The organism is Actinoplanes sp. NPDC048988, assembly GCF_043197815.1.
In the GTDB taxonomy this organism is placed as follows: Bacteria; Actinomycetota; Actinomycetes; order Mycobacteriales; family Micromonosporaceae; genus Actinoplanes.
On sequence record NZ_JBICTW010000001.1, the window covers coordinates 705,065 to 729,957 of the forward strand.

Below are 24,893 nucleotides of genomic sequence, written 5' to 3' on the forward strand. Positions count from 1 at the left end.
TACCACGTCCTCGTCAGATGAGCGGGGCTGCGGGAGTCAGTCGTCGGCGGGGGACAGCCCGAGGCCCCCGTCGATGTAGGCGAACAGCTCCTCGGCGCTGGCCGACGAGACGTCCACCTCGGCCGCCGGCCGGTAGGAGAGCCGCTCGGCCAGAGCGGCCACGCGCTCGGCGATGCCGGGCAGCTCCGGGTCGTCCGGGCGCAGGCCGGCCAGGGCCGCCTCCAGCCGGGACAGGTCGTCCAGCACCGGCGTGGCCGGTCCGGCGGCGGGCACGGCGGCGATCAGGTGCCGGGCCAGAGCCAGCGGGGTGGGGTGGTCGAACAGCAGGGTCGGTGGCAGCCGCAGGCCGGTCACGCCGGTCAGCGCGTTGCGCAGCTCCACAGCGCTGAGCGAGTCGAAGCCGAGATCGAGGAAGCCGCGCGACACCTCGACGTCGTCGGGCCCGCCGTGGCCCAGGATCCGGGCCACGTGGGAGCGGATCAGATCCAGCACGACGCGCTGCCGTTCCGGTTCGCTGAGCGCCGCCAGCGTCTCCGGCCACGCGGCGCCGGACGGCTCGGCGACGGCCGGGCCCGGTTCGTCCCGGCGGGCCGGGGCCAGCGTCGCGAAGAGCGGGGGCAGCCGGTGCGCCAGCGTGCGCAGAACCGCCCGGTCGAGGTGCAGCGGCATGACGGCGGGCGCCTCGGCCTGCTGGGCCGCGTCGAAGGCAGCCAGCGCCTGGGCCGGGGCGAACGCGTGCATCCCGGCCCTGGCCATCCGGGACCGCTGGGCGCCGGTGAGCCGGCCGGTCATGCCGGCACCGGTGTCCCACGGGCCCCACGCCAGCGAGAGGGCGGGCAGGCCCTCGGCCCGGCGGGCCGTCGCGAGCGCGTCCAGATACGCGTTGGCCGCGGCGTAGTTGGCCTGGCCCGCGCTGCCCAGCCACCCGGCCGACGAGGAGAAGAGGACGAAGGCGGCGAGCCCGAGGTCGCGGGTGAGCTCGTGCAGGTTCCGGGCGGCGTCCACCTTGGACGGCAGCACGGCGTTCAGGCCGTCCTCGGTCATCGAGGCCACGACCCCGTCGGCGACCACGCCGGCCACATGCACCACGGCCCGCAGCGGGTGCTCGCCGGGCACGGCCGCCAGCACCTCGCGCAGGGCCGTGGGGTCGGCCGCGTCGGCCGCCACGACCGACACCTCGGCGCCGGCCGCGGTGAGCTCGGCGGTCAGCTCGGCGGCGCCCGGTGCGGCCGGGCCGCCGCGGCTGAGCAGGATCAGCCGGCGGGCGCCGTGCCGGGTCACCAGGTGCCGGCTCAGGTGGGCGCCGAGGTCGCCGGTGCCGCCGGTCACCAGGACGGTGCCTTCGGCGTACGGGGAACCGGGCGCGGCCGGCGAGCAGACGGCGCGGACCAGCCGGGGCACCCGGGCGGCGCCACCGCGGACCGCCACCTGGGCCTCCCCGGCCGCCATGGCCGTCGCCACCTCGTCCGTGGCGTCGCCGTCGTCCTCGACGTCGATCAGCACGAACCGGTCCGGGTGCTCGGACTGGGCGGCCCGGACCAGCCCCCAGACCGCGGCGCCCACCGGATCGGCGGGGGCGCCCGGCTCGGTCGCGACGGCGCCGCGGGTCACCACGGCGAGCACGCCCTCGCCGTCGTCCAGCCACTCCCGCAGCCCGTCGAGGACACGTCTCAGCGCGGCGCGTACCGGTGCACCGGCCGGCACCCGCAGGACCCGGGGCGCGGCCAGTTCGGGACGAGCATCTCCCCCAGCCGGCCGGGCGGGCGGACCGGGCGCCGGTTCCCAGCGCAGTTCGTAGAGGTCGGCGCCGTCCGGGGTGGCCGCCCGCACCTGCTCGGCCGGAAGCGGCCGGACGGCGAGCCCGTCGGCGTGCAGCACGACGCGCCCGTCCGGCTCGGCCGCGGTGATCGCGATCGTGCGCTCACCGGGCGGGCCGGCCGGGGACAGCCGCACCCGCAGGCGGGTCGCGCCGGACCCGGTCAGGCGGACGCCCCGGAAGGCGAACGGCACCAGCGGCGCCGGCCCACCGGCCACGAAGTCGCCGTACGGCAGCGCGTGCAGCACCGCGTCGAGCAGGGCGGGATGGGCCGGGTAGCCGTCCGGGTCCGGCGACGGCAGCGCCACCTCGGCGTACACCTCCCCGCCGTGCCGCCAGACCGACCGGAGGCCGCGGAAGGCCGGCCCGAAGGCCATGCCGCCGGCGATGACCGCCTCGTAATGTCCCGCGACGTCGACCGGGCGCGCCCCGGCCGGCGGCCACGGCGCCGGAAGCTCGGCCGGCCGGGCTTGCGGTTCGGGGCCGAGCACGCCGGTCGCGTGCACGGTCCAGTCCTCGTCACCGGCCGCCGAGTACACGGTCACCGGCCGGCGACCCGCCGGATCGGCGGTGCCGGCCGTCACGCGGAGCCGCCGTTCGCCGCGCTCGGTGAGGACGAGCGGCGCCGCCAGCACGAGCTCGTCCACAACCGCGCATCCGACCCGCCGCCCGGCGTGTGCGGCCATCTCCACCAGGGCGGCGCCGGGCACGACGACCGTGCCGTGCAGCGCGTGGTCGGCGATCCACGGGTGGTCCCGCACCGAGAGCCGCCCGGTGAGGGTTCCGCCGGCGTCGCCGGGCTCCGGCAGCCAGCCCCGGAGCACCGGGTGCTCGCCGTCGGACAGCCCGAGCAAGGCCGCCCCGGCCGCCGGCGGCGCCGGCACCGGGCGATGCGCCGAACGCTGGAACGCGTACGTGGGCAGGTCGACGATCTGGCCGCCGTAGGGGGCGAAGAAGGCCTTCCAGTCCACCCGGGCGCCGGCCGCGTGGGCGCCGCCGATCGCTTCCAGCAGGCCCTCCGGCTCGGGTCCGGAGCCGCGCAGCGCGGTGTGGAAGCCGGCCGGCCGGTCGTCGCCGGTCTCCGCGTGGATCTCCCGGACCAGCGCGGTCAGCGTTCCGCCGGGACCGAGCTCGAGCCAGTTCCGCGCGCCCGCGCCCATCGCCTCGACGGCCGCCTCGTGGAACCGCACCGTGGCCCGGGCGTGCCGCACCCAGTAGCCGGCGGTGGCGATCTCCGGCCCGGCGGCCGTGCCGGAGACCGTGGACACGATCGTCGCCGTGGGCGGCCGATAGGTGAGGCGTTCGGCGACCGCGCGGAAGCCGTCGAGCATCGGCTCCATCAGCGGCGAGTGGAAGGCGTGGCTCACGGTCAGGCGCCGGGTGCGCCGGCCCGCGGCCCGGAAGCGCTCGGCGGCCTCCTCCACCGTCTCGGCCCGGCCGGAGAGCACCACCGAGCGGGGGCCGTTGTGCGCGGCGACGTCGAGATCGGGGCCGATCGAGCCGGCGACCTCGTGCGGAGCCGCCTCCACGGCGATCATCGCGCCGGTCTCGGGCAGCCGCTGCATGAGACGGCCCCGCGCGGCGACGAGGGCGCAGGCATCGGGCAGGTCGAGCACGCCGGCGACGTGAGCCGCGCTGATCTCCCCGACGGAGTGCCCGAGCAGCAGGTCCGGGGTGAGCCCCCAGCCGGCGAGCAGGCGGTGGAGGGCCACCTGCACCGCGAAGAGCGCGGGCTGCGTGTAGCGGGTCTGGTCGAGCAGCCCGGCCTCGGCCGAGCCGGGCTCGGCGAACAGCACGTCGCGCAGCGGCCGGTCGAGCTCCGGGTCGAGATGACCGCAGATCTCGTGCAGGGCCTCGGCGAATGCGGGGAACCGGCGGGCCATCTCGGCGCCGGCGCCCGGCCGCTGCGAACCCTGACCGGAGAAGAGGTACGCGAGCCGGCCTCCGGTGATCTCGCCCGTCACCACACCCGGCCCGGTCCGGCCCGAGCGCAGCGCGTCGAGTCCGGTCAGCAGCGTCTCGTGATCGCCGGCGAGCACCACCGCCCGGTGCTCGAGCGCGGCCCGGGTCAGCGCCGTGGACCGGCCGATCGCCGCGAGACCGGCTTCGGGGCCCGCCGTCAGCGCCGCGTGCAGGGCGCCGGCCTGAGCCCGGAGGGCGGCGGCGCCCCGCGCGGAGAGCAGCACCGGCACCGGGACCGCGGGCGGCGGCGCGGGCTCGGGCTCGGCCTGCTCCGGCGCCTCCTCGAGGATGAGATGGGCGTTGGTGCCGCTGATCCCGAACGAGGAGACGGCGGCCCGCCGCGGCCGCTCGCCCCGGGGCCAGGGTTGCGCCTCGGTGAGCAGCCGGACGGAACCGGCCGACCAGTCCACGTGCGGGGTGGGCCGATCCACGTGCAGCGTGCGGGGCAGCACGCCGTGCCGCAGGGCCTGCACCATCTTGATGACGCCGGCGACGCCGGCCGCGGCCTGGGTGTGGCCGATGTTCGACTTCACCGAGCCGAGCCAGAGGGGACGGTCGCGGTCGCGGCCGTACGTGGCCAGCAGCGCCTGCGCCTCGATCGGGTCGCCGAGCCGGGTGCCCGTGCCGTGCGCCTCCACCGCGTCCACATCGCACGGGGTGAGACCGGCGCCGGCCAGGGCGTCGCGGATCACCCGCTGCTGGGCGGCGCCGTTCGGCGCGGTCAGGCCGTTGGAGGCGCCGTCCGCGTTGACGGCCGATCCGCGCAGCACCGCGTGCACCCGATGGCCGTGCCGGCGGGCGTCGGAGAGCCGCTCCAGCACCAGCAGACCGGATCCCTCGCCCCAGCCGGTGCCGTCGGCCGCCTCGGCGAACGACTTGCAGCGCCCGTCGCCGGCCTGACCGCCCTGCGTCGCGAACTCGGCGAACAGGCCCGGGCTGAACAGCACCGAGACGCCACCGGCCAGCGCCAGCGAGCTTTCCCCGGTACGCAGCGAGTGCGCCGCCAGATGAAGGCCGACCAGCGACGACGAGCAAGCCGTGTCGACCGTGACGGCCGGTCCCTGCAACCCCAGCGTGTAGGCGATCCGGCCGGCCAGCACGCTGGCGCCGGCCGCGGTGCCGTGATGCCCCGCGCTGTCCCGAGCGGCGGCGAGCACCATCACGTACTCGTGCGAGGAGCCGCCGACGAACACGCCGGTGCGGCTGCCCCGCAGCTCCCGCGGGTCGATACGGGCGTCCTCGAACGCCTGCCAGGCCGTCTCGAGCAGGATCCGCTGCTGCGGGTCGAGCAGAGCTGCCTCGCGCGGCGAGATGCCGAAGAAGCCGGGGTCGAAGTCGTGGACGGCGGGCAGGAAGCCGCCGGGCAGTGACACGTCGGCGGGCATGTCCCACCCGCGCTCGGGCGGCGGCTCGCGCATCCCGTCGCCGCCCTGGTCGATCAGGCGCCAGTAGGCCTCCGGGCCCTCCGTTCCGGCGTACCGGCAGGCCATGCCGATCACCGCGATCGGCTCGGCGGCCGAGCCGCGCAGCCGGTCATTCTCGTCCCGCAGGCGCTCATTGGCCAGCAGTGCCGTACGCAGCGCGTCGACGACCGCCGCCGGTGAGGTGTCCATCCCGACCGCCGCCCTCCCTCAGCTGTGCAGTCAGCTTGGGAGCCACGCCCGCCCATTCGACACCCCTAAGCACCACTAATGTCGCTCCCACCCCTAACCGGAATGTGGGGTTGTAGCGACCGGAATGGGCTTCCTAGCCTGGCGGAAACCGCGCGGAATTCCATTCGGCCGGGCTGGGAGAATCGATGACTGAGTCAAATGCGCACCGCCTGACGGTGGTGGGCGCGGGCGTGATGGGCGTCAGCATCACGACCACCGCCCTGCTGCACGGCGTGCCGGTGCGGGTGGTCGAGACCGACCCGCGGCGGCTGGCCCGGCTGCACGCCGACGTGGACCGTCAGCTGCGCCTGGCGCGGCTGCTCGGCGCGGCACCGGCGGAGCGCGCGCCCGGCGAGCTGTCGGCGAGCGAGTCCCTCGACGGCGCCGGCGACACCACGGTGCTGGTCGAGGCGGTCACCGAGCACGCCGGCACGAAGGCCAAGGCGCTGGCCGAGGCCTGCGCGGTGCTGGCGTCGGGCACGCCGATCATCAGCAACACCTCGTCCATCCCGGTCGACGAGCTGGCCGGCGCGGTGGACGATCCGGCCCGGCTGATCGGCGTGCACTTCATGAACCCGCCCTACCTGATCCGCGCGGTCGAGGTGATCCGCGGTCCGCGCACCGGGGAGGCCACCCTGGCCGCCGTGCGCGATCTGCTCGCCGTGCTGGACCGGCAGGTGATCGTGGTCCGCGACGCTCCGGGCTTCGTCACCAGCCGGCTGCTGCACCCGATGATCAACGACGCGGCCCGCATCGTGGCCGAGGGCGTCGCGACCGCCGAGCAGGTGGACGCGCTCATGGAGGGGTGCCTCGGGCACCGCACCGGCCCGCTGCGCACCGCCGACCTGATCGGGCTGGACAACCTCGCCGACTCGCTGTGGGTGCTGCACCAGCGCACCGGCGAGGAGCGCTTCCGGCCCTGCGAGAACCTCCTGGAAAAAGTGCGAAAGGGAGACCACGGCCGCAAGACCGGGCGTGGCTTCTACGATTACGGAGAGGCGCAACCGTGACCATTTCCTCTGCCGGCCCGGCCGCGTCCGCACAGGTCGAGAGCTCGATCCAGCAATTTCTCGAAAAGCGGCTGAAGGCCACTGTGGCGCCCGATTTCGACATCTTCGCGTCGGGCACCGTCACCTCCATGTTCGCCATGGAGCTCGTGGTGCACCTGGAGCAGACGTTCGGCATCATGATCGCCGGGCCGGACCTGCGGATGGACAACTTCCGCACGATCGTGTCGATGACCGGGCTGGTCCTGCGGCTGCGGGAGACCGGCGGTGCCTGAGGCCGGCGGCGGCCTCGCGGACCTGGCGGACCTGGCGGCCAAGCTGATCGGCGACGACGCCGGGGCGTGGGATCGGGCCGGCCGGATCCCGGTCGACGTGCTGCGGGAGCTCGGCGCGGCCGGAGCGCTCTGCGCACAGGTTCCGCCGTCCCACGGCGGGCCGGGATTGTCCAGCCGCGACAACGGCGAGCTGACCGCGTTCGTGGGAAGCCTCTGCAGCTCGGTGCGGAGCGTGATGACCTCGCAGGGCATGGCCGCCTGGGCGGTGCAGCGGCTCGGCGACGCCGCGCAACGGGCGCGCCTGCTGCCGGAGCTGTGCCGGGGCCGGCTCGCCGCGGTGGCGTTCAGCGAGCCGGCGGCCGGCAGCGACCTCACGGCGATGCGAGCCTCGATCCGGCGCGAGGGCGACCGGGTCGTCGTGGACGGCGCGAAGGTCTGGTGCACCGCCGCCGCGACCGCCGATCTGCTCGTCGTCTTCGGTCGGTACGAGGACGGCGCCGCGGCTGTCGTGGTGCCCGCCGGCGCACCCGGCGTGCGCGTGCGGCCCATCGCCGACGCGCACGGCTGCCGGGCCGCGGGACACGCCGACATCGACCTGGACGACGTCCGGCTCCCCGTGGACCACCTGCTCGGCGGCACCGCTCAGGCACTGCCGATGCTGATCACCACTGTGCTCGCGTACGGCCGGATGTCCGTGGCCTGGGGCAGTGCGGGGATCCTGACCGCCTGCCGGCAGGCCGCGGCCGCGCACGCCACCACCCGCCACCAGTCCGGCCGCCCGCTCGCCGGGCACCAGCTGGTGGCCCGCCACCTCGCCGAGCTCTACGTGGCCGAGCAGAACGCCCTCCGCGCGTGCGAGCACGCCAGCGCCCGCTGGGACTCGGGCAGCGCCGAGATGGTGGTCGCCACCGTCCTGGCCAAGCAGGTCAGCGCGACCGGGGCGGCCCGCGGCGCGGAGATCGCGATGCAGGTGCTCGCCTCGGCGGGCGCCCACGACGGTCACGTGGTCGCCCGCGCCCATCGCGACGCCAAGCTCATGGAGATCATCGAGGGCAGCAACGAGATCTGCCAGCTCATCCTGGCGCGGCACACGGTCGAGGCGCTGCCCGCCCGGACCGGGAGGTGAGGGCGATGGAACCCGTCACGGTCAAGTGCCTGGTCTGGGACCTGGACAACACGGTCTGGGAGGGCACCCTGCTCGAGGGCGACGAGCCGCGGCTGCGCCCCGGCGTCCGCGAGACGGTCGAGGAGCTGGACGCCCGGGGCATCCTGCACTCCGTGGCCAGCCGCAACGACCACGAGATGGCCTGGGCGCAGCTGGAGAAGCTCGGCCTGGCCGACTACTTCGTGCTCCCCCGCATCGGCTTCGGCCGCAAGTCCGACGCCGTGCGCGAGATCGCCGCCGAGCTCAGCTTCGCCCTGGGCGCCATGGCCTTCGTCGACGATCAGCCGGCCGAGCGGGCCGAGGTGGCCTACCACCTGCCCGAGGTGCGCTGCTACACCCACGAGCAGGCGGCCGCCCTGTCCGGCTTACCGGAGTTCACGCCCGCCGTCGTGACCAGTGACTCGCGCCGTCGCCGGGCCATGTACCAGGCGTCCTTCCGGCGTGACGCCGTCCGGGCCGCGTTCGACGGGCCGGACGAGGAATTCCTGCGCTCGCTCGAGCTGCGGGTGCGGATCGCCGCCGGGTCGCCCGGCGACCTGGACCGGGTCGAGGAGCTGACCCGCCGTACCAGTCAGATGAACGCGACCGGCGTGCACTACTCCGACGCCGCCCTGCGCGAGCTGCTGGACGACCCCGCGCACGAGGTGCTGGTCACCTCGATCGACGACCGCTTCGGCCCGTACGGCGCGGTGGGGGTGATGCTCGTCGAGAAGCACCCCGGCGCCTGGCACCTGCGGCTGCTGGCCACCTCGTGCCGGGTCGTCTCGCTGGGCGCGGGCGCCGTCATCATCAACTGGCTCACCGACCGGGCCGCCCGGGCCGGGGCGCACCTGATCGCCGACTTCCGGCGCACGCCGCGCAACCGAATGATGGAGATCGCCTACCGGTTCGCCGGTTTCACCGACGACGACTGCGCCTGCCGGGCCGCGATCCGCCCCGGCGACGACGGCATCGAGCGCCTGCATCTCGTCGCCGCACGGCAGGACCCACCCAGCACCATGCGGCTCGAGACCGCCCTGCGGTGACGCCCGCTCCCCCTCCTGATCGAAAGGACCCTGCCATGACGGATTTCGCGGACCTGGTCGGCACGTGGCTGCAGACGGACATCGACGAGTGGACCCGCCGCGTGGTGCGGCGGCACTTCGACCCGGAGACGGGCAGCCCCTATTGGCTCAAGCGCGCCGCCGGGCTCGACTTCGACCCGCGCGACATCACGCGCTACGCGGAGCTGAAGGCGTTCGGCCCGTTCCCGCTGCCGGAGCTGCGCGAGCTCGACCCGGCCGACCTGATCCCGCTCGCGGTCCCCCGGCCGCTCTCCGGGCGGGTGTGGGAGTCCGGCGGCACCACCGGCGATCCCTGCCGCGTGCTCTACACGCCCGAGATGACCCGGCAGCGCCGGGCCTGGCGGCACTGGTCGTTCGCTCGCGAGGGCTTCCGCACCGACGGCACCTGGGTGCAGGCCACCCCGACCGGGCCGCACCTGATCGCCAACGGCATCCCCGAGCTCGCCTCGTACGGCGGCGTCGTGCACACGGTCGACGCCGACCCGCGCTGGGTGAAGCGGCTGATCCGGGCCGGCAAGCTGGCCGAGGCCGACGAGTACACCGATCACATCATCGAGCAGGTCACGACCATCATGCGCAGCCAGCGCGTGAACTACCTGAACACCACCCCGGTGCTGCTGAACGCCCTGATCCGGCGGGCGCCGGAGCTGGCCACCGCGCTGGAGGGCGTGCGGATCAGCGGCACCCACATCACCCCGGCCATGTTCCGCTCCTTCACCGAGGTGCTCCGGGGCGCGATCGTCGGGCGCAGCTACGGCAACACGTTCGGCAGCTCCGCCGGCATCCCGGCCGAGAAGGACGGCGACATCCTCCCGTACCTGCCCAACTTCCCGCAGGTGACGCTCGCAGTGGTGGACAAGAGCGACTGGACCCGGACGGTCGAGTACGGCGAGCTCGGCCGCGTGATGCTGACCGCCCTGCACGACGACCTGTTCCTGCCCAACATCCTCGAACGTGACCAGGCGATCCGGCACGACACCGGCGACGCCTTCCCGTGCGACGGGGTCGCCAACGTCCTGCCGTTGCAGGACACCCGGAAGATGCCCGAAGGCGTCTACTGATGCGGGTCACCGACGTCCTGGTGACGCCGATCGCCGGCGGGTTCTTCCACGACGATCTCGCGGCGGTGCGCGCGGGCGCGGTCCGCGACGGGCAGGCGTACGCCGGCGCACCTCTGACCGCGGGATTCGCCGCCGTCCGGGTGCCGGCGCGCGGGCTCGGCCTGGGCCTGCGGCTCGAGGACGGCACGGTCGCCTGGGGTGACGCGGTGACCGTGCAGTACGCGGGAGCGGGCGGCCGGGAGGCGCCCCTGGAACCTGACGATCGCATCACCGAGCGGCTGCGCCGGGACCTGACCGGCCGGACCGCGGACCAGTTCCGGCCGGCGCTGCCGGAGGTGCTGGCGGCGGCCGGCGACAGCATCGCGCTGCGCTACGGGCTCAGTCAGGCCTGGGCGTCCGCCGTCGCCTCGGCCCGGCGCCGCACCATCTGCGAGGTGCTCTGCGACGAGTACGGTCTCGCGCTGCCGGACCGGCCGGTGCCGGTCTACGCGCAGTCGGGCGACGACCGGTACGACAACGCCGACAAGATGATCATGAAGCGGGCCGACGCGCTGCCGCACGGCCTGATCAACAACATGGCCAAGTTCGAGGCCCTGCCCGAGTACGTCGCCTGGCTCGCCGCCCGGATCGCCCGGCTCGGCGGCGCCGGCTACCGGCCGGTGCTCCACTTCGACCTGTACGGCACGGCCGGGCTCGCCTTCGACGGCGACCTGCGGGCGGTGGCCGACCACCTGACCGGGCTCGAGAAGGCCGCGGCCGGCTACCCGCTGCGGATCGAGTCGCCGGTCGACCTCGGCAGCCGTTCCGCGCAGATCGACGGCATGGCCGCGTTGCGGGCGGCGCTGCGGGAGCGGGACAGCGCGGTCGAAGTGGTGGCCGACGAGTGGTGCAACACCCTGGACGACGTCCTGGCCTTCGTCGCGGCCGGTGCCTGCGACATGATCCAGATCAAGATGCCCGACCTGGGCAGCATCGAGGACAGCCTGCTCGCCGTGCGGCACTGCCGGCAGGCCGGCGTCGGCGCGCTGCTCGGCGGCAGCTGCGCCGAGACCGAGGTCTCGGCGCGCGTCTCGGTCCACGTCGCCCTGGCCGCCCGGCCCGACGTCCAGCTGGCCAAACCCGGCATGGGTGTCGACGAGGGACTCATGCTGGTGCGCAACGAGCAGGCACGCGTGCTGGCGATGCTCGGCCGGCGCTGACCGTCGCGGCCGGCGCCGGCCGGCGCCGTCACTCCGGCTTGCGCGCCACGGCCAGGACGTATTCACGGGTGCCACGCTGCTTCTCGGCGACCGAGAGGAACAGCCGCATCTGCACGCGCTCGAACCACGATCGCCCGCTGTTCTCCGGGGCGGAGAACCTCGACCGGATGTAGTCGAGCCGGGGAGCGATCACCCGCTCGGTGATCGACCGGACGTGCACGTCGACGAAGCCGGCGCGCTTCAGCCGCTCCGCGTACTCGTCCATCGTGTACCAGTTCTCCGACGGCATGGTCCGCTCGCGCAGCTTGCGGCCGAGACGCGCCAGCGGTCCCCGCCCCGGTTCCTCGGCCCGGCTGGGCAGGATGTCGGCCGTGGCCAGAGTGCCGCCGGGCACCAGCACCCGAGCCGCCTCCTCGAAGAACCGCTGCCGGGTGTGGAAGTGCATGGCCGACTCGAGCGCCACGACCCGGTCGACCGTCGCGTCACCGAGCGGCACCTCCGTCGCCGACCCGGCGCGCAGGTCGATCGAGTCGGACAGCCCCTCGGCCGCGATCCGCTCGCGGGCCGCTTCGACCTGCGCCGGCGTGATGTTCAGGCCGTGGATGCGCAGCGGCCCGCGGGTCCGGGCCCAGCGGACGTCCTGCTCGCCATAGCCGAATCCGGCGTCAAGCACCCGATCGCCCGCGGTGATGCCGGCCGTCTCGGCGAGCAGGTCGGCCAGCGCGTCGCCGGCCTCGTCCAGGCCCGGGCATCCCGGCTCCCAGTAGCCGTAGTTCACATAGAACCTCCGGACACCGAGAAAACTGCGGTAAAGGGCCCATCCCGTATTCTTGCGGCCGCGGAACTCGTAGTACGACCGCACCTTTCCCTGGTCGACACTCTCGTGGGCAGTCATGCCTTTTTCTAACGACCGCCGGCGTGACCGGACAACCCTTAAACCGCTGGTAAGGGTGGATGAGCTAGGGGTACGGCCGGTCGCCGAACGCCGCTACGCTCGCACAGGAATGCGAATTCCGACACAGGTGGAAAGCGGCCGGATGACCGACGTGGAAAAACTGCCCGGGCCACCCCGAGTGGTCGTGACCGGGCTCGCCTCCGACTCACACACCTGGAACCTGGTGTACCTCCAGCTGCTCATCGAGGAACTCGGTTACGAGGTGGTCAACCTCGGCCCGTGCGTGCCCGACGCGGTGCTGATCGAGCAGTGCCGGCGGCTCGCGCCGGCGATGGTCGTGATGAGCAGCGTCAACGGCCACGGGCACACCGACGCGCTCCGGGTGATCCGCGGGCTGCGCGAGTGCCCCGGGCTGAGCACGACCCCCGTGGTGATCGGCGGCAAGCTGAGCGTGTCGACGGACCGGGTGGACGCCCTCTCGGCGGAGCTCGTGGCGGCCGGGTTCGACGCGGTGTTCGCCGACGACGGCATCGACAGCTTCCAGTCGTTCGTGGCGCTCGCGGCCGGCACGGCCACGAGCGCCATCGAGGCCACGGCATGAGCGCCCGGCAGCACTCACCCGGCGGCTTCGGCGCCTTCGTGCGTGCGGCCGCCGACCGAGGCGACCTGGTCGTGCAGCCGCGCATGGGTTTCGGCGACCCGGCACAGATGCGGGCCGGGCTGGCCGCGACCCGGCGCGCCGGGCACGCCACCGTCGGCACGATCACCCTGGACAGCTACACCCGCGTCGGTGATCTGGCCGCGGTGTCCCGGGCGCTGGCCGACGGCGCGCTGCTGAACGGCTACCCGATCGCCAGCCACGACCTGTCGGTCACGCGGGCGATGCTCGACGGGATCCGCGGGCCCGGCTTCCCCGTGCAGGTGCGGCACGGGTCGGCGACACCGCACCACATCTTCGACGCCCTCATCCGCCTCGGGCTCGACGTCACCGAGGGCGGGCCGGTCTCGTACTGCCTGCCCTACGGGCGTACGCCGCTGGCCGAGTCGGTGGCCAACTGGGCCCGCTGCGTGGACCGCTTCGCGGCCCTCCGCGAGCGGGGTGTCGAGCCGCACCTGGAGACGTTCGGCGGCTGCCTGCTGGGCCAGCTGTGCCCGCCGAGCCTGCTGGTGGCGATCAGCGTGCTCGAGGCGCTGTTCTTCTGCCGGTACGGGATCCGCAGCGTGTCGGTCAGCTACGCCCAGCAGACCAACCTGGCCCAGGACCTGGAAGCGGTGGGGGCGCTGCGCCGGTTGTGCGCGGAGCTGCTGCCCACCACCGACTGGCACACCGTCATCTACACGTACATGGGGCTGTACCCGGCCACCGACGACGGCGCGATCCGGCTCCTCGGGCACTCGGCGCGGCTGGCCGTCTACAGCGGCTCGGAGCGGCTGATCGTCAAGACGGTCGCCGAGTCGCGGCGCATCCCGACCGTGAAGGAGAACGTCGCGGCCCTGCGCTACGCCGGCTCGTTCGCCTCCTCCGACGTCGTGCCGCTGCCGTTCGGTGACGACTCCGAGGTCTACCAGGAGGCCCGGCAGATCATCGAGGCGGTGCTGGGCCTGCACGCGGAGATCGGCCAGGCGCTGCTGCTCGCGTTCGGCAAGGGCTACCTCGACGTGCCGTACTGCCTGCATCCGGACAACCGGGGCCGGACCCGTGGCTATGTGGCGGCCGACGGCCGGCTGCGCTGGTCCGACACCGGCGCGCTGCCGGTGCGCCGGCCGGTGCGCGACGACGGCCGGCGCGTCACCTCGGCCGGCCTGCTGGCCGACCTGTCCTACGTGCGCCGCACCTACGACGGCCCGGCGTCCGGCACGCCGCGGCCGGCGGCCGTCGAGGGCGATTCGGCCGACGACTGGCGGTTCGCCCTCACCAGTTGGTGATCGGGGCCGAGCACGGGCATCGCCGCGAGCAGACCGGGCAGCGCGCTCAGCGCGGCCACCAGGGACTCCACCAGCTCGTCGCGGCCGACGGGCCGCGCCGCCGGCGTACGCCGGACATCACCTCGCATCGTTCCTCCTTTGGGTCAGGCCCGCTTGCGGGCCAGGGTGATGCCGTCCGCCGTGGCGAGCAGGGACAGGTCGACGCGGTCGTCGCCGTGCAGCACCTCGTTCAGCTCGCGGATGGCCTCGGTGTCGGCGTCGGTAGCCGTGGGGTCGGCCACGCGGCCGAAGAAGAGCGTGTTGTCCAGCACGATCAGGCCGCCGGGGCGGAGCAACGGCAGCACGGCCTCGTAGTACTCCCGGTAGCCGGTCTTGTCGGCGTCGATGAACGCGAGGTCGATGCCGCCCGGGCCGCGCTCGGCGGCCAAGCCGGCGAGCGTCTCGCGGGCGTCGCCGATGCGCAGGTCGATGCGGTCGGCGACGCCGGCGCGCTCCCAGAACGGCCGCCCGACGGCCGGCCACCGTGCGGTGATGTCGCACGTCACCACGACGCCGCCGGGCGGCAGGGCGCGGGCCATGCACAGCGCGCTGTAGCCGGTGTACGTGCCGATCTCGAGCACGGTCCGGGCGCCGGTCAGCGCGACCAGCAGCGCGAGCAGCTGCCCCTCCTCCGCGGCCACCTGCAGGGCCCGGCCCGCCGGCAGCTCGGCGGTCACCTCCCGCAGCTCGCGCAGGACATCGTCGTCGCGCAGGGACGTCCGCCGTACGTAGTCGAGCAGGTCCGGGGTGAGCGTCAGGTGGTCGGCCACGTCGTCATCTCCTGTCCTCGGCCATGGCCATGCGCACCAGCGCGCCGGCGTCCATGGCCTCGATCTCGGCCCGCCGTCCGGCCGGGCGGTCCGGCTCGGCGGCGGGATCGCCCAGCGCCAGCAGCGCGTCGAGCAGTCCGGCGGTGCGCAGCCGGCCGATCGGCACGGCCGCGAGCAGGTCCCGGACGCGCTGCTCCTCGGGGTCGGCGGCGGTCGGCCGCGGCGCCGCGCCGGCGAACAGCTCGCCCGCCAGCCGGTCGGCCAGCATGGCCGGTTGCGGATGGTCGAAGACGACGGTGACCGGCAGTCGCAGCCCCGTCGCCGCGTTGAGCAGGTTGCGCAGCTCCACCGCGGTGAGCGAGTCGAAGCCGAGGTCCCGGAACGGCCGCTCGGGGTCCACCGCGGCCGGCGACTCGTACCCGAGCACCCCGGCCGCGAGCTCGCGGACCAGGTCGGTCAGCGCGGCCGCCCGCTCGTGGTCGTTCAGCCCGCTCAGCCGGCGCGTCAGGTCCGCCCGGTCGGCGCCGGCCCGGCGCCGGGCCACGCGGACCAGGTTGCGCAGCAGCGGGGGGACGCCGGTCACGCGGCCCTTGGCGTACAGCGCGGGCCAGTCCAGCCGCATCGGCAGCACCGCCGGCTCGGAGGCGAGGCAGGCCGCGTCGAACAGGGCCAGGCCGTCCGCGGCCGGCATCGCGACGATGCCGCGCCGGGCGTGGCGCTGCCGCTGTGCCTCGCCGATCTGCCCGCCCATGCCCCGCTCGTCGGCCCACAGCCCCCAGGCGAGCGACGTGCCGGGCAGGCCCAGCGACCGCCGGTGCGCGGCGAGGCCGTCCAGGAACGCGTTGGCCGCCGCGTAGTTGCCCTGACCGGCGCCGCCCAGCACACCCGCGCTGGAGGAGAAGAGCACCAGCGGCACCGACGGCCGGTCCCGGGTGAGCTCGTGCAGGTGCGCCGCGGCGTCGACCTTGACGCGGTAGACGGTGTCGACCTGGTTCTCGGTCAGCGAGGCGAGCAGCCCGTCGTCGAAGACGCCGGCGCTGTGCACCACGGCGCTCAGCGGCCGGCCGGCCTCGGCCCGCCGGACGATGCGGTGCAGCGCGTCGCGGTCGCCGACGTCGCAGGCCGCGAGCGTCACCTCGGCGCCGAGGTGACGCAGCCGGTCCACCAGTTCGCCGGCGCCCGGCGCGTCGCCGCCGCGGCGGCTGAGAAGCAGCAGATGGCGTACGCCGTGAGCGGCGACGAGATGCTCGGTGATCAGCGAGCCGACCCCGCCCGTGGCGCCGGTGACCAGGACCAGGCCCGCCGGGTCGAAGGAGGCCGACGGGACGGAGTCGTGCTCGCCCCGCGGCAGCCGGGCCAGCCTCGGCACCAGCAGCCGGCCGGCACGCAGCGCGGACTGCTCCTCGGCGACGCTCAGCGTGGTCAGCGCTCGCGCCGACGACTCGGCGCCGTCCACGTCGATCACGCGGAACCGGTCCGGGTGTTCGGCGTGGGCCGAGCGCACGAGGCCCCAGACCGCGGTGGCCACCGGGTCCGGCCCGTCGTCGTCCGCGGCGGCCGTGACCGCCCCGCGCGTCACGAAGGCGAGCCGCGGTCCGGCCGGCCGGTCGTCCGCGGTCCAGGCCCGGATCAGCGCCAGCACGTGCCGGGTGGCCGCCCGGGTCCGTGCCGCGAGCCCCGCCTCCGGGTCCGGAGCGCCGGGACCGGGAACATCGGGAACGCCGGCCACGAGAACCAGGTCCGGCATGGGCTCGCCGTCGTCCACCGCCCGGTTCAGGTCCGCGAGGTCGCGGAAGCGGCGCACCCCGTCGAGCGGGAGGCCGGCGCCGAGAACGGCGATCGAGACGGACTCCGGCCCGGTGGGCGGCATCGGCATCCAGTCAACGCGGAAGAGGCCGTCATGCGTTCCCGCGGCGCCGGCCCGGATCTCGTCGACCGGAACGGCGCGCAGCACCAGCGACCCGATGGTCCCGACCGGGTCTCCGGCCTCGTCGGCCAGCAGCACCGCAACCGAGTCGGCGCCGGCGGCGGTCAGCCGGACCCGCACCGTTCCGGTCACCGGCCGGTGGATCTCGAGGTCCGTGAAGGAGAACGGGCGGTGTCCCCCGCCCGCCTCCGGCAGCAGCTCACCGAGCGCTATGCCTTGCAGGGCCGCGTCGAGCAGCGCCGGATGGATCAGGTGACCGGTCGCCTCCCCGCCGGCCTCGCCGGGCAGGGCGACCTCGGTGTAGACCGCGTCGCCGGTGGTCCACGCCGCCTGCAGCCCGTGGAACGCGGGCCCGAGCTCGACACCGGCCGCGGCCAGACCGCCGTAGAGGTCGTCGACCGCGAGCGGGCGCGCGCCGGCGGGAGGCCAGGCGCCCAGGTCGTCGCCGGCCGCCGGCTCGGACGTGGCCAGCCAGCCGCTCCCGTGCACCTGCCAGCTCTCGTCGGCGCCGGCCCGGCCGTGCAGCCGCACCGGGCGCCGCCCGCTCTCGTCCTCCGGGCCGACCGTCAGCTGCAGGTCCACCGCGCCCTCGGCCGGAACCAGCACCGGCGCGTGCAGGGTCAGCTCGGCGACCCGGCCGAGCCCCACCACCTCGCCGCTCTTGGCCACCATCTCGGCCAGCGCGGTGGCCGGCAGCACCGCGGCCCCGGCCACCACGTGGTCGCCCAGCCAGGGTGCGGCCGCGCGGGACAGCCGGGCGGTGAAGACGACGGCGCCCGAGTCGGCCACCTCCACCCCGGCGGCCAGCAGCGGGTGCGCCGGATCCGTCAGGCCGGCGGCGGTCACGTCGGCCGCGCGCACCGGCCCGTCCAGCCAGTGGCGGGTGCGCTGGAACGGATACGTGGGCAGTTCGACGGTCGTCACCTCGACGTCGCCGAGCGCACCGGACCAGTCGACCTCGACGCCGTGCAGGTGAACCTCGGCGAGGCCGGCCCGGAAGCGGTCCAGGCCGCCGTCGTCGCGGCGCAGCGTGCCGAGCACCACGGCGGCGCTGTCCCGGTCGTGCAGGGTGTCCTGCACGCCCACGGTGAGCACCGGATGCGGACTGCACTCGACGTAGAGCTGGAAGCCGTCGGCGTCCAGCAGGTCGACCGCCGCTCGCAGCCGCACCGGACGGCGCAGGTTCTCGTACCAGTAGCCGGCGTCGAGCCGCTCGCCGGGAAGCGGCGAGGCGGTGAGCGTCGAGTAGAACGGGACGGCCGCCGGCCGAGGCGTGACGCCGGACAGGGACTCGAGGATCTCCTCACGGATCCGCTCCACCTGAGCGGAGTGCGAGGCGTAGTCGACCGCGATGCGCCGGGCCCGGACGTCCGAGCCGGTGCAGTGCGCGAGCAGCTCGTCCAGCGCCGGGGCCTCGCCGGAGACGACGACGGTCCGCGGGCCGTTCACCGCGGCGACCGACAGCCGGCCGTCCCAGCGTTCCAGCAGCGGCTCGACGTCCTCCGCGGGAAGGTCGACGCTGGCCATGCCGCCGGTGCCGGCCAGCGCCCGCAACGCCCGCGACCGCAACCCCACCACCCGCGCACCATCCACCAACGACAACGCACCCGCCACCACCGCCGCCGCGATCTCACCCTGCGAATGACCCACCACCGCCGACGGCCGCACCCCACACGACTCCCACAACCGCGCCAACGACACCATCACCGCAAACAACACCGGCTGCACCACATCAACCCGCTCCAACCCCGGCCCACCCCCCAACACCACCTCCCGCAACGACCACCCCACAAACGGCTCCAACGCCGCCTCACACGCCACCATCGACTCCGCAAAAACCGGCGACACCGACCACAACGACGCCGCCATCCCCGCCCACTGCGCACCCTGACCGGGGAAGACGAAGACCACCTGGCCGCCGGCGCGGGCACGGTTCACCGACACGCCGGGTGCGGCCCGGCCCTCGGCCACGGCGCCCAGCCCGGCCAGCACGCCGTCCCGGTCGCCGGCGGTCACCACCGCGCGGTGCTCGAAACCGGTTCGGGTGGTCATCAGCGAGTACGCCAGGTCCGCGCAGGACAGGCCGGGCCGGTCGGCGAGCCACGTCCGGAGCCGGGCGGCCTGTGCGGCCAATGCCTCCGGCGTGCGGGCCGTCACCACCACGGGCAGCGCGGGGCCGGCCGCGCGCGGGGCCGGCTCGGGCTCCGCCGGCGCCTCCTCGATGATCAGGTGGGCGTTGGTGCCGCTGATGCCGAACGAGGAGATCCCCGCCCGCCGCGGCCGGTCACCGCGCGGCCAGGGCCGGGCCTCGGTCACCAGGCGCACGGCGCCGGACGACCAGTCGGCGTGCGGCGTCGGCTCGTCGACGTGCAACGTCGTCGGCAGCCGCTCGTGGCTCAGGGCGAGCACCATCTTGATGATCCCGGCGACGCCCGCGGCGGCCTGGGTGTGCCCGATGTTCGACTTGACCGACCCGAGCCAGAGCGGCCGGTCGGCCGGCCGTCCGGCGCCGTACGTGGCGAGCAGCGCCCGCGCCTCGATCGGGTCGCCCAGGGCGGTGCCGGTGCCGTGCGCCTCCACGGCGCCCACGTCGCCCGGGGCCAGCCCGGCCGAGGCCAGCGCGGCCCGGATCACCCGCTCCTGCGAGGGCCCGTTGGGCGCGGTGAGGCCGTTCGACGCGCCGTCGGAGTTCACCGCCGAGCCGCGCAGCACGGCGAGCACGCGGTGACCGTGGCGGCGGGCGGCGGAGAGCCGTTCGAGCACCACCAGGCCCACGCCCTCGCTCCAGCCGGTGCCGTCGGCCGCGCCGGCGAACGACTTGCACCGGGCGTCGCCGGCCAGGCCGCCCTGGCGGGCGAACTCGGCGAACGCCACCGGTGTGGACATCACCGTCACGCCGCCGGCCAGGGCGAGGTCGCACTCGCCGGCGCGCAGGGCCTGGGCGGCCAGGTGGACGGTGACCAGCGACGAGGAGCAGCCGGTGTCCACCGTGAGGGACGGTCCCTCGAGTCCGAGGACGTACGAGAGGCGCCCGGAGATGATGGATCCGGCCGTGCCGGTCATGGCGAAGCCCTCGGCCCCGCCGCGGGCGGCACCGAGCAGGGCGGAGTAGTCGGACGGTCCGGCGCCCACGAAGACGCCGGTGGCGCTGCCGCGCAGCCGGGCCGGGTCGATGCCGGCGTGTTCGACCGCCTCCCAGCCGGTTTCCAGCAGCAGTCGCTGTTGCGGGTCCATGGCCTGCGCCTCGCGCGGGGAGATGCCGAAGAAGGCGTGATCGAAGCCGGCCGCGTCGTAGAGGAAGCCGCCCTCGGCCCGGTAGCCGGCGCCGTCGCCGGTCCATCCCCGGTCGGCCGGGAAGGGGCCCACCGCGTCGGTGCCGTTGGCCAGCAGCGCCCACATCGATGCGGGCCCGGTGACGCCGCCCGGGTAGCGGCAGGCCATGCCGACGATCACCACGGGATCGTCGGCATCCGCCACCGCGGCCATCGGCGCCGGCCCCTCGGCCTCGGCTCGCCCACCGGCCATCTGCCGGCGGAGCAGCCTGGTCACCGCGTCGACGCTGGGATGGTCGAAGACGAGCGTGGCGGGCAGGCTCAGCCCGGTGGCGACGGCGAGCCGCTGCCGGAGCTCGACCGCCGTCACCGACGTGAGGCCGAGGTCCTTGAAGGACACCTCGGCCGGCAGTTCGTCGCCACCGGCGTGGCCCAGCACCGCGGCCGCCTCGGCCCGGACGAGATCGCGGACGATCTCGTCGCGCTCGCTGTCGGCGGCCCGGGCCAACCGGCGGCTGAGCGCGGCGGCGCGCGAGTCGTCGCCCGGTTCCGCGCCGGCGGAGGAGGCCTCGGCCACCTCGTCGAGCAGCGGTCGCCGCCGGGAGAGCGAATAGAGCTCGGCGAACCGGGTCCAGTCCACGTCGGCGACCGTCACCGTGACGTCACGCTGCTCCACCGCCCGGCGCAACGCGGTCAGGGCCGCCGCCGGGGGCATCATGCGCACGCCCTGCCGGGTGTGCGCGTCGTCGACGAGCCGGCCCATGCCGGCGCCGGCCCAGCCGCCCCACGCGATCGAGGTGGCGGCCAGCCCGCGGGCGCGGCGATCGGCGGCGAGCCCGTCCAGGTAGGCGTTCGCGGCCGCGTAGGCCGCCATGCCGGCGCTGCCCCACACGGCCGCGGCCGAGGAGAAGAGAACGAAGGCGTCGAGCGCCCGGTCGCCGAGCAACTCGTCGAGGTGCCGGGCCCCGGCCGCCTTCCCGGCGGCGACCCGGGCCGCCTCCTCCGGGGTCAGGTCGGCCAGCGCCTGCTGCGCGCCGACACCGGCCGCGTGCACCACCGCGGTCAGCGGCGGCTCGGCCGGCAGCGCCTCGAGCATCGCGGCGACGGCGGCCCGGTCGGCCATGTCGCAGGCGAGCGCGGTCGCCGGCACGTCCAGTTCGTCCAGCAGCGCCGCGGCGCCCGCCGCGGCCGGGCCGCCCCGGCTGACCAGCACGACGTGCTCCGCGCCGTTCGCCGCCAGCCAGCGCGCGACCTCGGCGCCGACGCCGCCGGTGCCGCCGGTGACCAGGACGGTGCCCCGGGGCCGCCAGCCCTCCCCGGCGCCGCGCGGGCGGCTCGCGCGCGCCAGCCGGCGGACGAGGACGCCGCCGGCGCGCAGCGCGAACTGGTCCTCGCCCCGGTCCTCGGCCGCGCCGCCGAGCAGGGTGCACAGCGTGGCCGCGTCCGCGTCGGGCCGGGCCGACGCGGCGGGCAGGTCCACCATTCCGCCCCAGGTGCCGGGGTGCTCCAGGCCGGCGATGCGGGCCAGCCCGGCCAGCGCCGCGGCCTCGGCCGACACCGGGTCGGCCGGAACGACCTGCTCGGCGCCGCGGGTGACGACCCAGAGCCGCGCGCCGATGCCGGCGTCGAGCAGGCCCTGCACCAGCGCGACGGTGGCCACCGTCCCGGCGGTGAGGGGCACGTGGGCCGGGTCGGGCCGCTGATGCAGACCGGCGTACGACAGCACCCCGGCCAGGTCCCCGTGCCGCTCGGCGATCTCCCGCAGGCGGGCACCGGCGACCTCCCGGCCGGTGCCGGGCGGCAGGTCGAGGCGGACGACGCCGGCGCCGGCCCGCACGAGAGCCCGCTCGGCGGCGGCCGGCTCGGCGGCGGTGTCGTCCCCCGAGGTGACCAGCAGCCAGGTGCCGGACGGCACCGCGGCGGGAAGATCGGCCCGGCGCCACACCACCCGGTAACGCCAGGAGTCCACTATGGAGTCTTGCTGCCGGCGGCGGTGGAAGCGGGCCAGGGCCGGGGCCACCTCGCGCAGCGCGACGGGGTCGTTCAGGCCGATGGTGGCGGCCAGGGTCGCCGGATCGCCGGCGCCGACGGCGTCCCAGAATGCCGAGTCCTCGGCGGCGACGGTGGCGGCCGGCACCTCCACCCAGAAACGCTGATGCTGGAAGGCGTACGTGGGCAGCTCGGCCGACGGGCCGGGGCCGAGCAGCGACCGCCAGTCCACCGGCGCGCCCGCCACGTAGGCCTCGGCCAGCGACCGCCGCATCCGCGAGGCCTCCGGCTCGTCGCGCCGCAACGTGCCCAGCGCCGTCGCGGGCGCGGACCGGGCGGCGATCGTGTCCTGCACCGCGCCGACGAGCACCGGGTGCGGGCTGACCTCGACGAACATGTCGCAGCCGTCGTACAGGGCGGCCTGGACGGCGTCGTGCATGCGCACCGGCTCGCGCAGGTTTCGATACCAGTACGCGGCGTCGAGCCCGTCCGTGCCGAACAGCGACCCGGTGACGGTGGAGTAGAAGGCGATCGGCGCATCGGCCGCCCGGACCTCGCCGAGGGCCCGGCCCAGGTCGTCGCGGATGCGCTCGACGTAGCGCGAGTGGGAGGCGTACCGCATCGCGACCCGCCGCGCGCGGACGCCGCGCCCGGCGCACACCTCGGCCAGCTCGTCCAGGGCGGCGTTCTCGCCGGACACGATCACCGTGTGGGGCCCGTTCACGGCGCCGACGGTGAGCCGGTCGCCCCAGGGCTCGATCAGCTCCGCGGCCTCGCCGGCCGGCTGCCACACCGAGAGGAGGCCGCCGATGCCGTCCAAGCGGAGCGCCTCGCGGCCCCGCACCGCGATGACCCGGGCCGCGTCCGCCAGCGACAGGGCGCCGGCCACGCACGCGGCGGCCACCTCGCCCTGGCTGTGCCCGATCACCGCGGCGGGCTCGACGCCGGCCGAGCGCCACAGGGCGGCCAGCGAGACCATGACGGCGAAGTTCACCACCTGAGTGACGTCGACCCGGTCCAGCGGCGGCGCGCCCGGTTCGCCCCGCAGCACCGCCTCCGGCGAGTAGTCCAGGTGCGGCGCGAAAGCCGCCGAGCACTCACGCATCCGATCGGAGAAGACCGGCGACGAGTCGAGCAGGTCGGCGCCCATGCCCGGCCATTGACCGCCCTGGCCGGGGAAGACGAAGACCACGCGCTGGCCGCCGTCGGCGGTGCCGGTGACGGCGGTGGCGACGGGCTCCTCGCGCGCCAGGGCATCGAGCGCGGAGATCCGCCCCTCGGCGTCGTCGAGCAGCACCGCGCGGTGCCGGAAGGCGGACCGGGCGCCGGCCAGCGACCGCGCGACCGCGGCCGGCGTCGGGCCCGGGTGCTCCGCCAGATGCTCGGCGAGGCGACGGGACTGGTCCCGCAGGGCGGCCGCCGACCGGCCGGAGACGATCCATGGAAGGTCGCCGGGCTCCGTGCCCGGCTCGGGGTCGCCCTCGGGGGCGGGCGGCGCCTCCTCCAGGATCAGGTGGGCGTTGGTTCCGCTGATGCCGAACGACGAGACACCGGCGCGCCGCGGCCGGTCACCGGCCGGCCAAGGTTGTTCCTCGGTCAGCAGCCGCACGGGAGCCGACTCCCAGTCGACGTGCGGCGTCGGCGCGTCCACGTGCAGCGTGCGCGGCAGCAGCCGGTGCCGCAGCGCCATCACCATCTTGATCACGCCGGTGACGCCGGCCGCGGCCTGGGTGTGCCCGAAGTTCGACTTGGCCGAGCCGAGCCACAGGGGACGGCCGGCGGAACGGCCGCGACCGTACGTCGCGAGCAGCGCCTGCGCCTCGATCGGGTCGCCCAGCCGGGTGCCGGTGCCGTGCGCCTCCACCGCGTCGACGTCGCCGGGCTCCAGGCTCGCGGCGGCCAGCGCCCGCCGGATCACCCGCTGCTGCGACGGCCCGTTCGGGGCGGTGAGCCCGTTGCTGGCGCCGTCCGAGTTCACCGCGGAGCCGCGCAGCACCGCGAGCACCCGGTGGCCGTTGCGGCGCGCGTCGCCGAGCCGTTCCAGCACCAGCACGCCGACGCCCTCGCCGAAACCGATCCCGTCGGCGGCGGCGGCGAACGACTTGCAGCGCCCGTCCGGCGCGACCGCGCCCTGGCCGGAGAAGGCGGCGAAGAACTGCGGCGTGGCCATCACGTTGACCCCGGCGGCCAGGGCGAGGCCGCATTCGCCGGCCCGCAGGCCGTACATGGCCAGGTGGATGGCGACCAGGGACGACGAGCACGCGGTGTCCACGGTCACCGCCGGCCCTTCCAGGCCCAGCGCGTACGCCACCCGGCCCGACATCACGCTGCTGGTGGTGCCGGTCAGCGCGTACCCCTCGCGGTCCAGGCCGGTGGCCGCGAGCAGCGCGGGATACTCCTGCGTGATGCCGCCGACGTAGACGCCGGTCGCGCTGCCGTGCAGCGAGGCCGGATCGATGCCCGCCCGTTCCAGCGCCTCCCACGACGTTTCCAGCACCTGCCGCTGCTGAGGGTCCATGGACAGGGCCTCGCGGGGCGAGATGCCGAAGAAGGCGGCGTCGAAGTCGCCCGGATCGGTGAGGAACGCGCCCTCCCGGGTGCGCGAGCTCGCCGTCGCGGCGGACCCGGGCTCGAACAGCTCGTCGCTCCACCCCCGGTTGCCCGGGAACGGGCCGATGGCGTCCGTGCCGGCGGCCACGGCGGCCCACAGCTCCTCCGGCGAGCCGATGCCGAGTGGGTAGCGGCAGGCCATCCCGACGATGGCGATCGGTTCGCGGGCCCGCTCCTCGACCTCGGTCAGGCGGGCCCGCGCCCGGCGGCTGTCGGCGATGGCCCGCTTGAGGTACTCGCGAAGCTTCTCTTCCTCGGACATCG

At 75.3% G+C, this 24,893-nt stretch carries 12 protein-coding genes; 8 read left to right on the forward strand and 4 right to left on the reverse strand.

What is annotated here, in order from left to right; translation table 11 throughout:
• Positions 1-36: 36 nt before the first annotated feature.
• The gene (locus ACGFJ7_RS03285; protein WP_360242591.1) at positions 37-5,391 is read right to left on the reverse strand and encodes a type I polyketide synthase; all 5,355 of its coding nucleotides are present in this window, start codon (positions 5,389-5,391) and stop codon (positions 37-39) included.
• A gap of 185 nt (positions 5,392-5,576) precedes the next feature.
• Between ACGFJ7_RS03285 and ACGFJ7_RS03290 the strand changes: the two genes are divergently transcribed.
• The 6 genes from ACGFJ7_RS03290 to ACGFJ7_RS03315 are packed head-to-tail and all read left to right on the forward strand — an operon-like array spanning position 5,577 to position 11,201.
• Complete coding sequence (locus tag ACGFJ7_RS03290; protein ID WP_360242594.1) at positions 5,577-6,440, forward strand: 3-hydroxyacyl-CoA dehydrogenase family protein; 864 nt, start codon at positions 5,577-5,579, stop codon at positions 6,438-6,440.
• Entirely contained in the window at positions 6,437-6,712 is a 276-nt protein-coding gene (locus ACGFJ7_RS03295; RefSeq protein WP_360242597.1) for a phosphopantetheine-binding protein, read from the forward strand. The genes ACGFJ7_RS03290 and ACGFJ7_RS03295 overlap by 4 nt, the downstream gene beginning before the upstream one ends.
• Positions 6,705-7,838: an acyl-CoA dehydrogenase family protein gene (locus ACGFJ7_RS03300; RefSeq protein WP_360242600.1), complete on the forward strand. Its 1,134-nt coding sequence runs from the start codon at positions 6,705-6,707 to the stop codon at positions 7,836-7,838. Before ACGFJ7_RS03295 ends, ACGFJ7_RS03300 begins: the two co-directional genes overlap by 8 nt.
• Before the next feature lie 5 nt (positions 7,839-7,843).
• Positions 7,844-8,902 carry an HAD-IIIC family phosphatase gene (locus ACGFJ7_RS03305; protein ID WP_392640589.1) on the forward strand — a complete coding sequence of 353 codons (1,059 nt, stop codon included), beginning with the start codon at positions 7,844-7,846 and terminating at the stop codon, positions 8,900-8,902.
• A gap of 35 nt (positions 8,903-8,937) precedes the next feature.
• Positions 8,938-10,002 (forward strand): hypothetical protein, encoded by a 1,065-nt coding sequence (locus tag ACGFJ7_RS03310; RefSeq protein ID WP_360242606.1) that lies wholly within the window; start codon positions 8,938-8,940, stop codon positions 10,000-10,002.
• Positions 10,002-11,201, forward strand: coding sequence for a methylaspartate ammonia-lyase (locus ACGFJ7_RS03315; protein ID WP_392640591.1), 1,200 nt, complete (start codon positions 10,002-10,004; stop codon positions 11,199-11,201). The genes ACGFJ7_RS03310 and ACGFJ7_RS03315 overlap by 1 nt, the downstream gene beginning before the upstream one ends.
• A gap of 28 nt (positions 11,202-11,229) precedes the next feature.
• On the opposite strand, the gene ACGFJ7_RS03320 is transcribed toward ACGFJ7_RS03315, so the two are convergent.
• The gene (locus tag ACGFJ7_RS03320; protein ID WP_360242612.1) at positions 11,230-12,096 is read right to left on the reverse strand and encodes a methyltransferase domain-containing protein; all 867 of its coding nucleotides are present in this window, start codon (positions 12,094-12,096) and stop codon (positions 11,230-11,232) included.
• Positions 12,097-12,205: 109 nt separating this feature from the next.
• Here ACGFJ7_RS03320 and ACGFJ7_RS03325 point away from each other — a divergent pair, with 109 nt between their 5' ends.
• A complete protein-coding gene (locus tag ACGFJ7_RS03325) occupies positions 12,206-12,697 on the forward strand; it encodes a cobalamin-dependent protein (RefSeq protein ID WP_360242615.1) in 492 nt (163 codons plus the stop codon).
• Positions 12,694-14,022 (forward strand): methylaspartate mutase, encoded by a 1,329-nt coding sequence (locus tag ACGFJ7_RS03330; RefSeq protein ID WP_360242618.1) that lies wholly within the window; start codon positions 12,694-12,696, stop codon positions 14,020-14,022. Before ACGFJ7_RS03325 ends, ACGFJ7_RS03330 begins: the two co-directional genes overlap by 4 nt.
• Positions 14,023-14,165: 143 nt before the next feature.
• Here ACGFJ7_RS03330 and ACGFJ7_RS03335 read toward each other — a convergent pair whose 3' ends face one another.
• Together ACGFJ7_RS03335 and ACGFJ7_RS03340 are read right to left on the reverse strand one after the other, a co-directional pair.
• Positions 14,166-14,831 (reverse strand): class I SAM-dependent methyltransferase, encoded by a 666-nt coding sequence (locus ACGFJ7_RS03335; RefSeq protein ID WP_360242621.1) that lies wholly within the window; start codon positions 14,829-14,831, stop codon positions 14,166-14,168.
• A gap of 4 nt (positions 14,832-14,835) precedes the next feature.
• Positions 14,836-24,891, reverse strand: coding sequence for a type I polyketide synthase (locus ACGFJ7_RS03340; protein WP_392640597.1), 10,056 nt, complete (start codon positions 24,889-24,891; stop codon positions 14,836-14,838).
• Positions 24,892-24,893 lie beyond the last annotated feature (2 nt).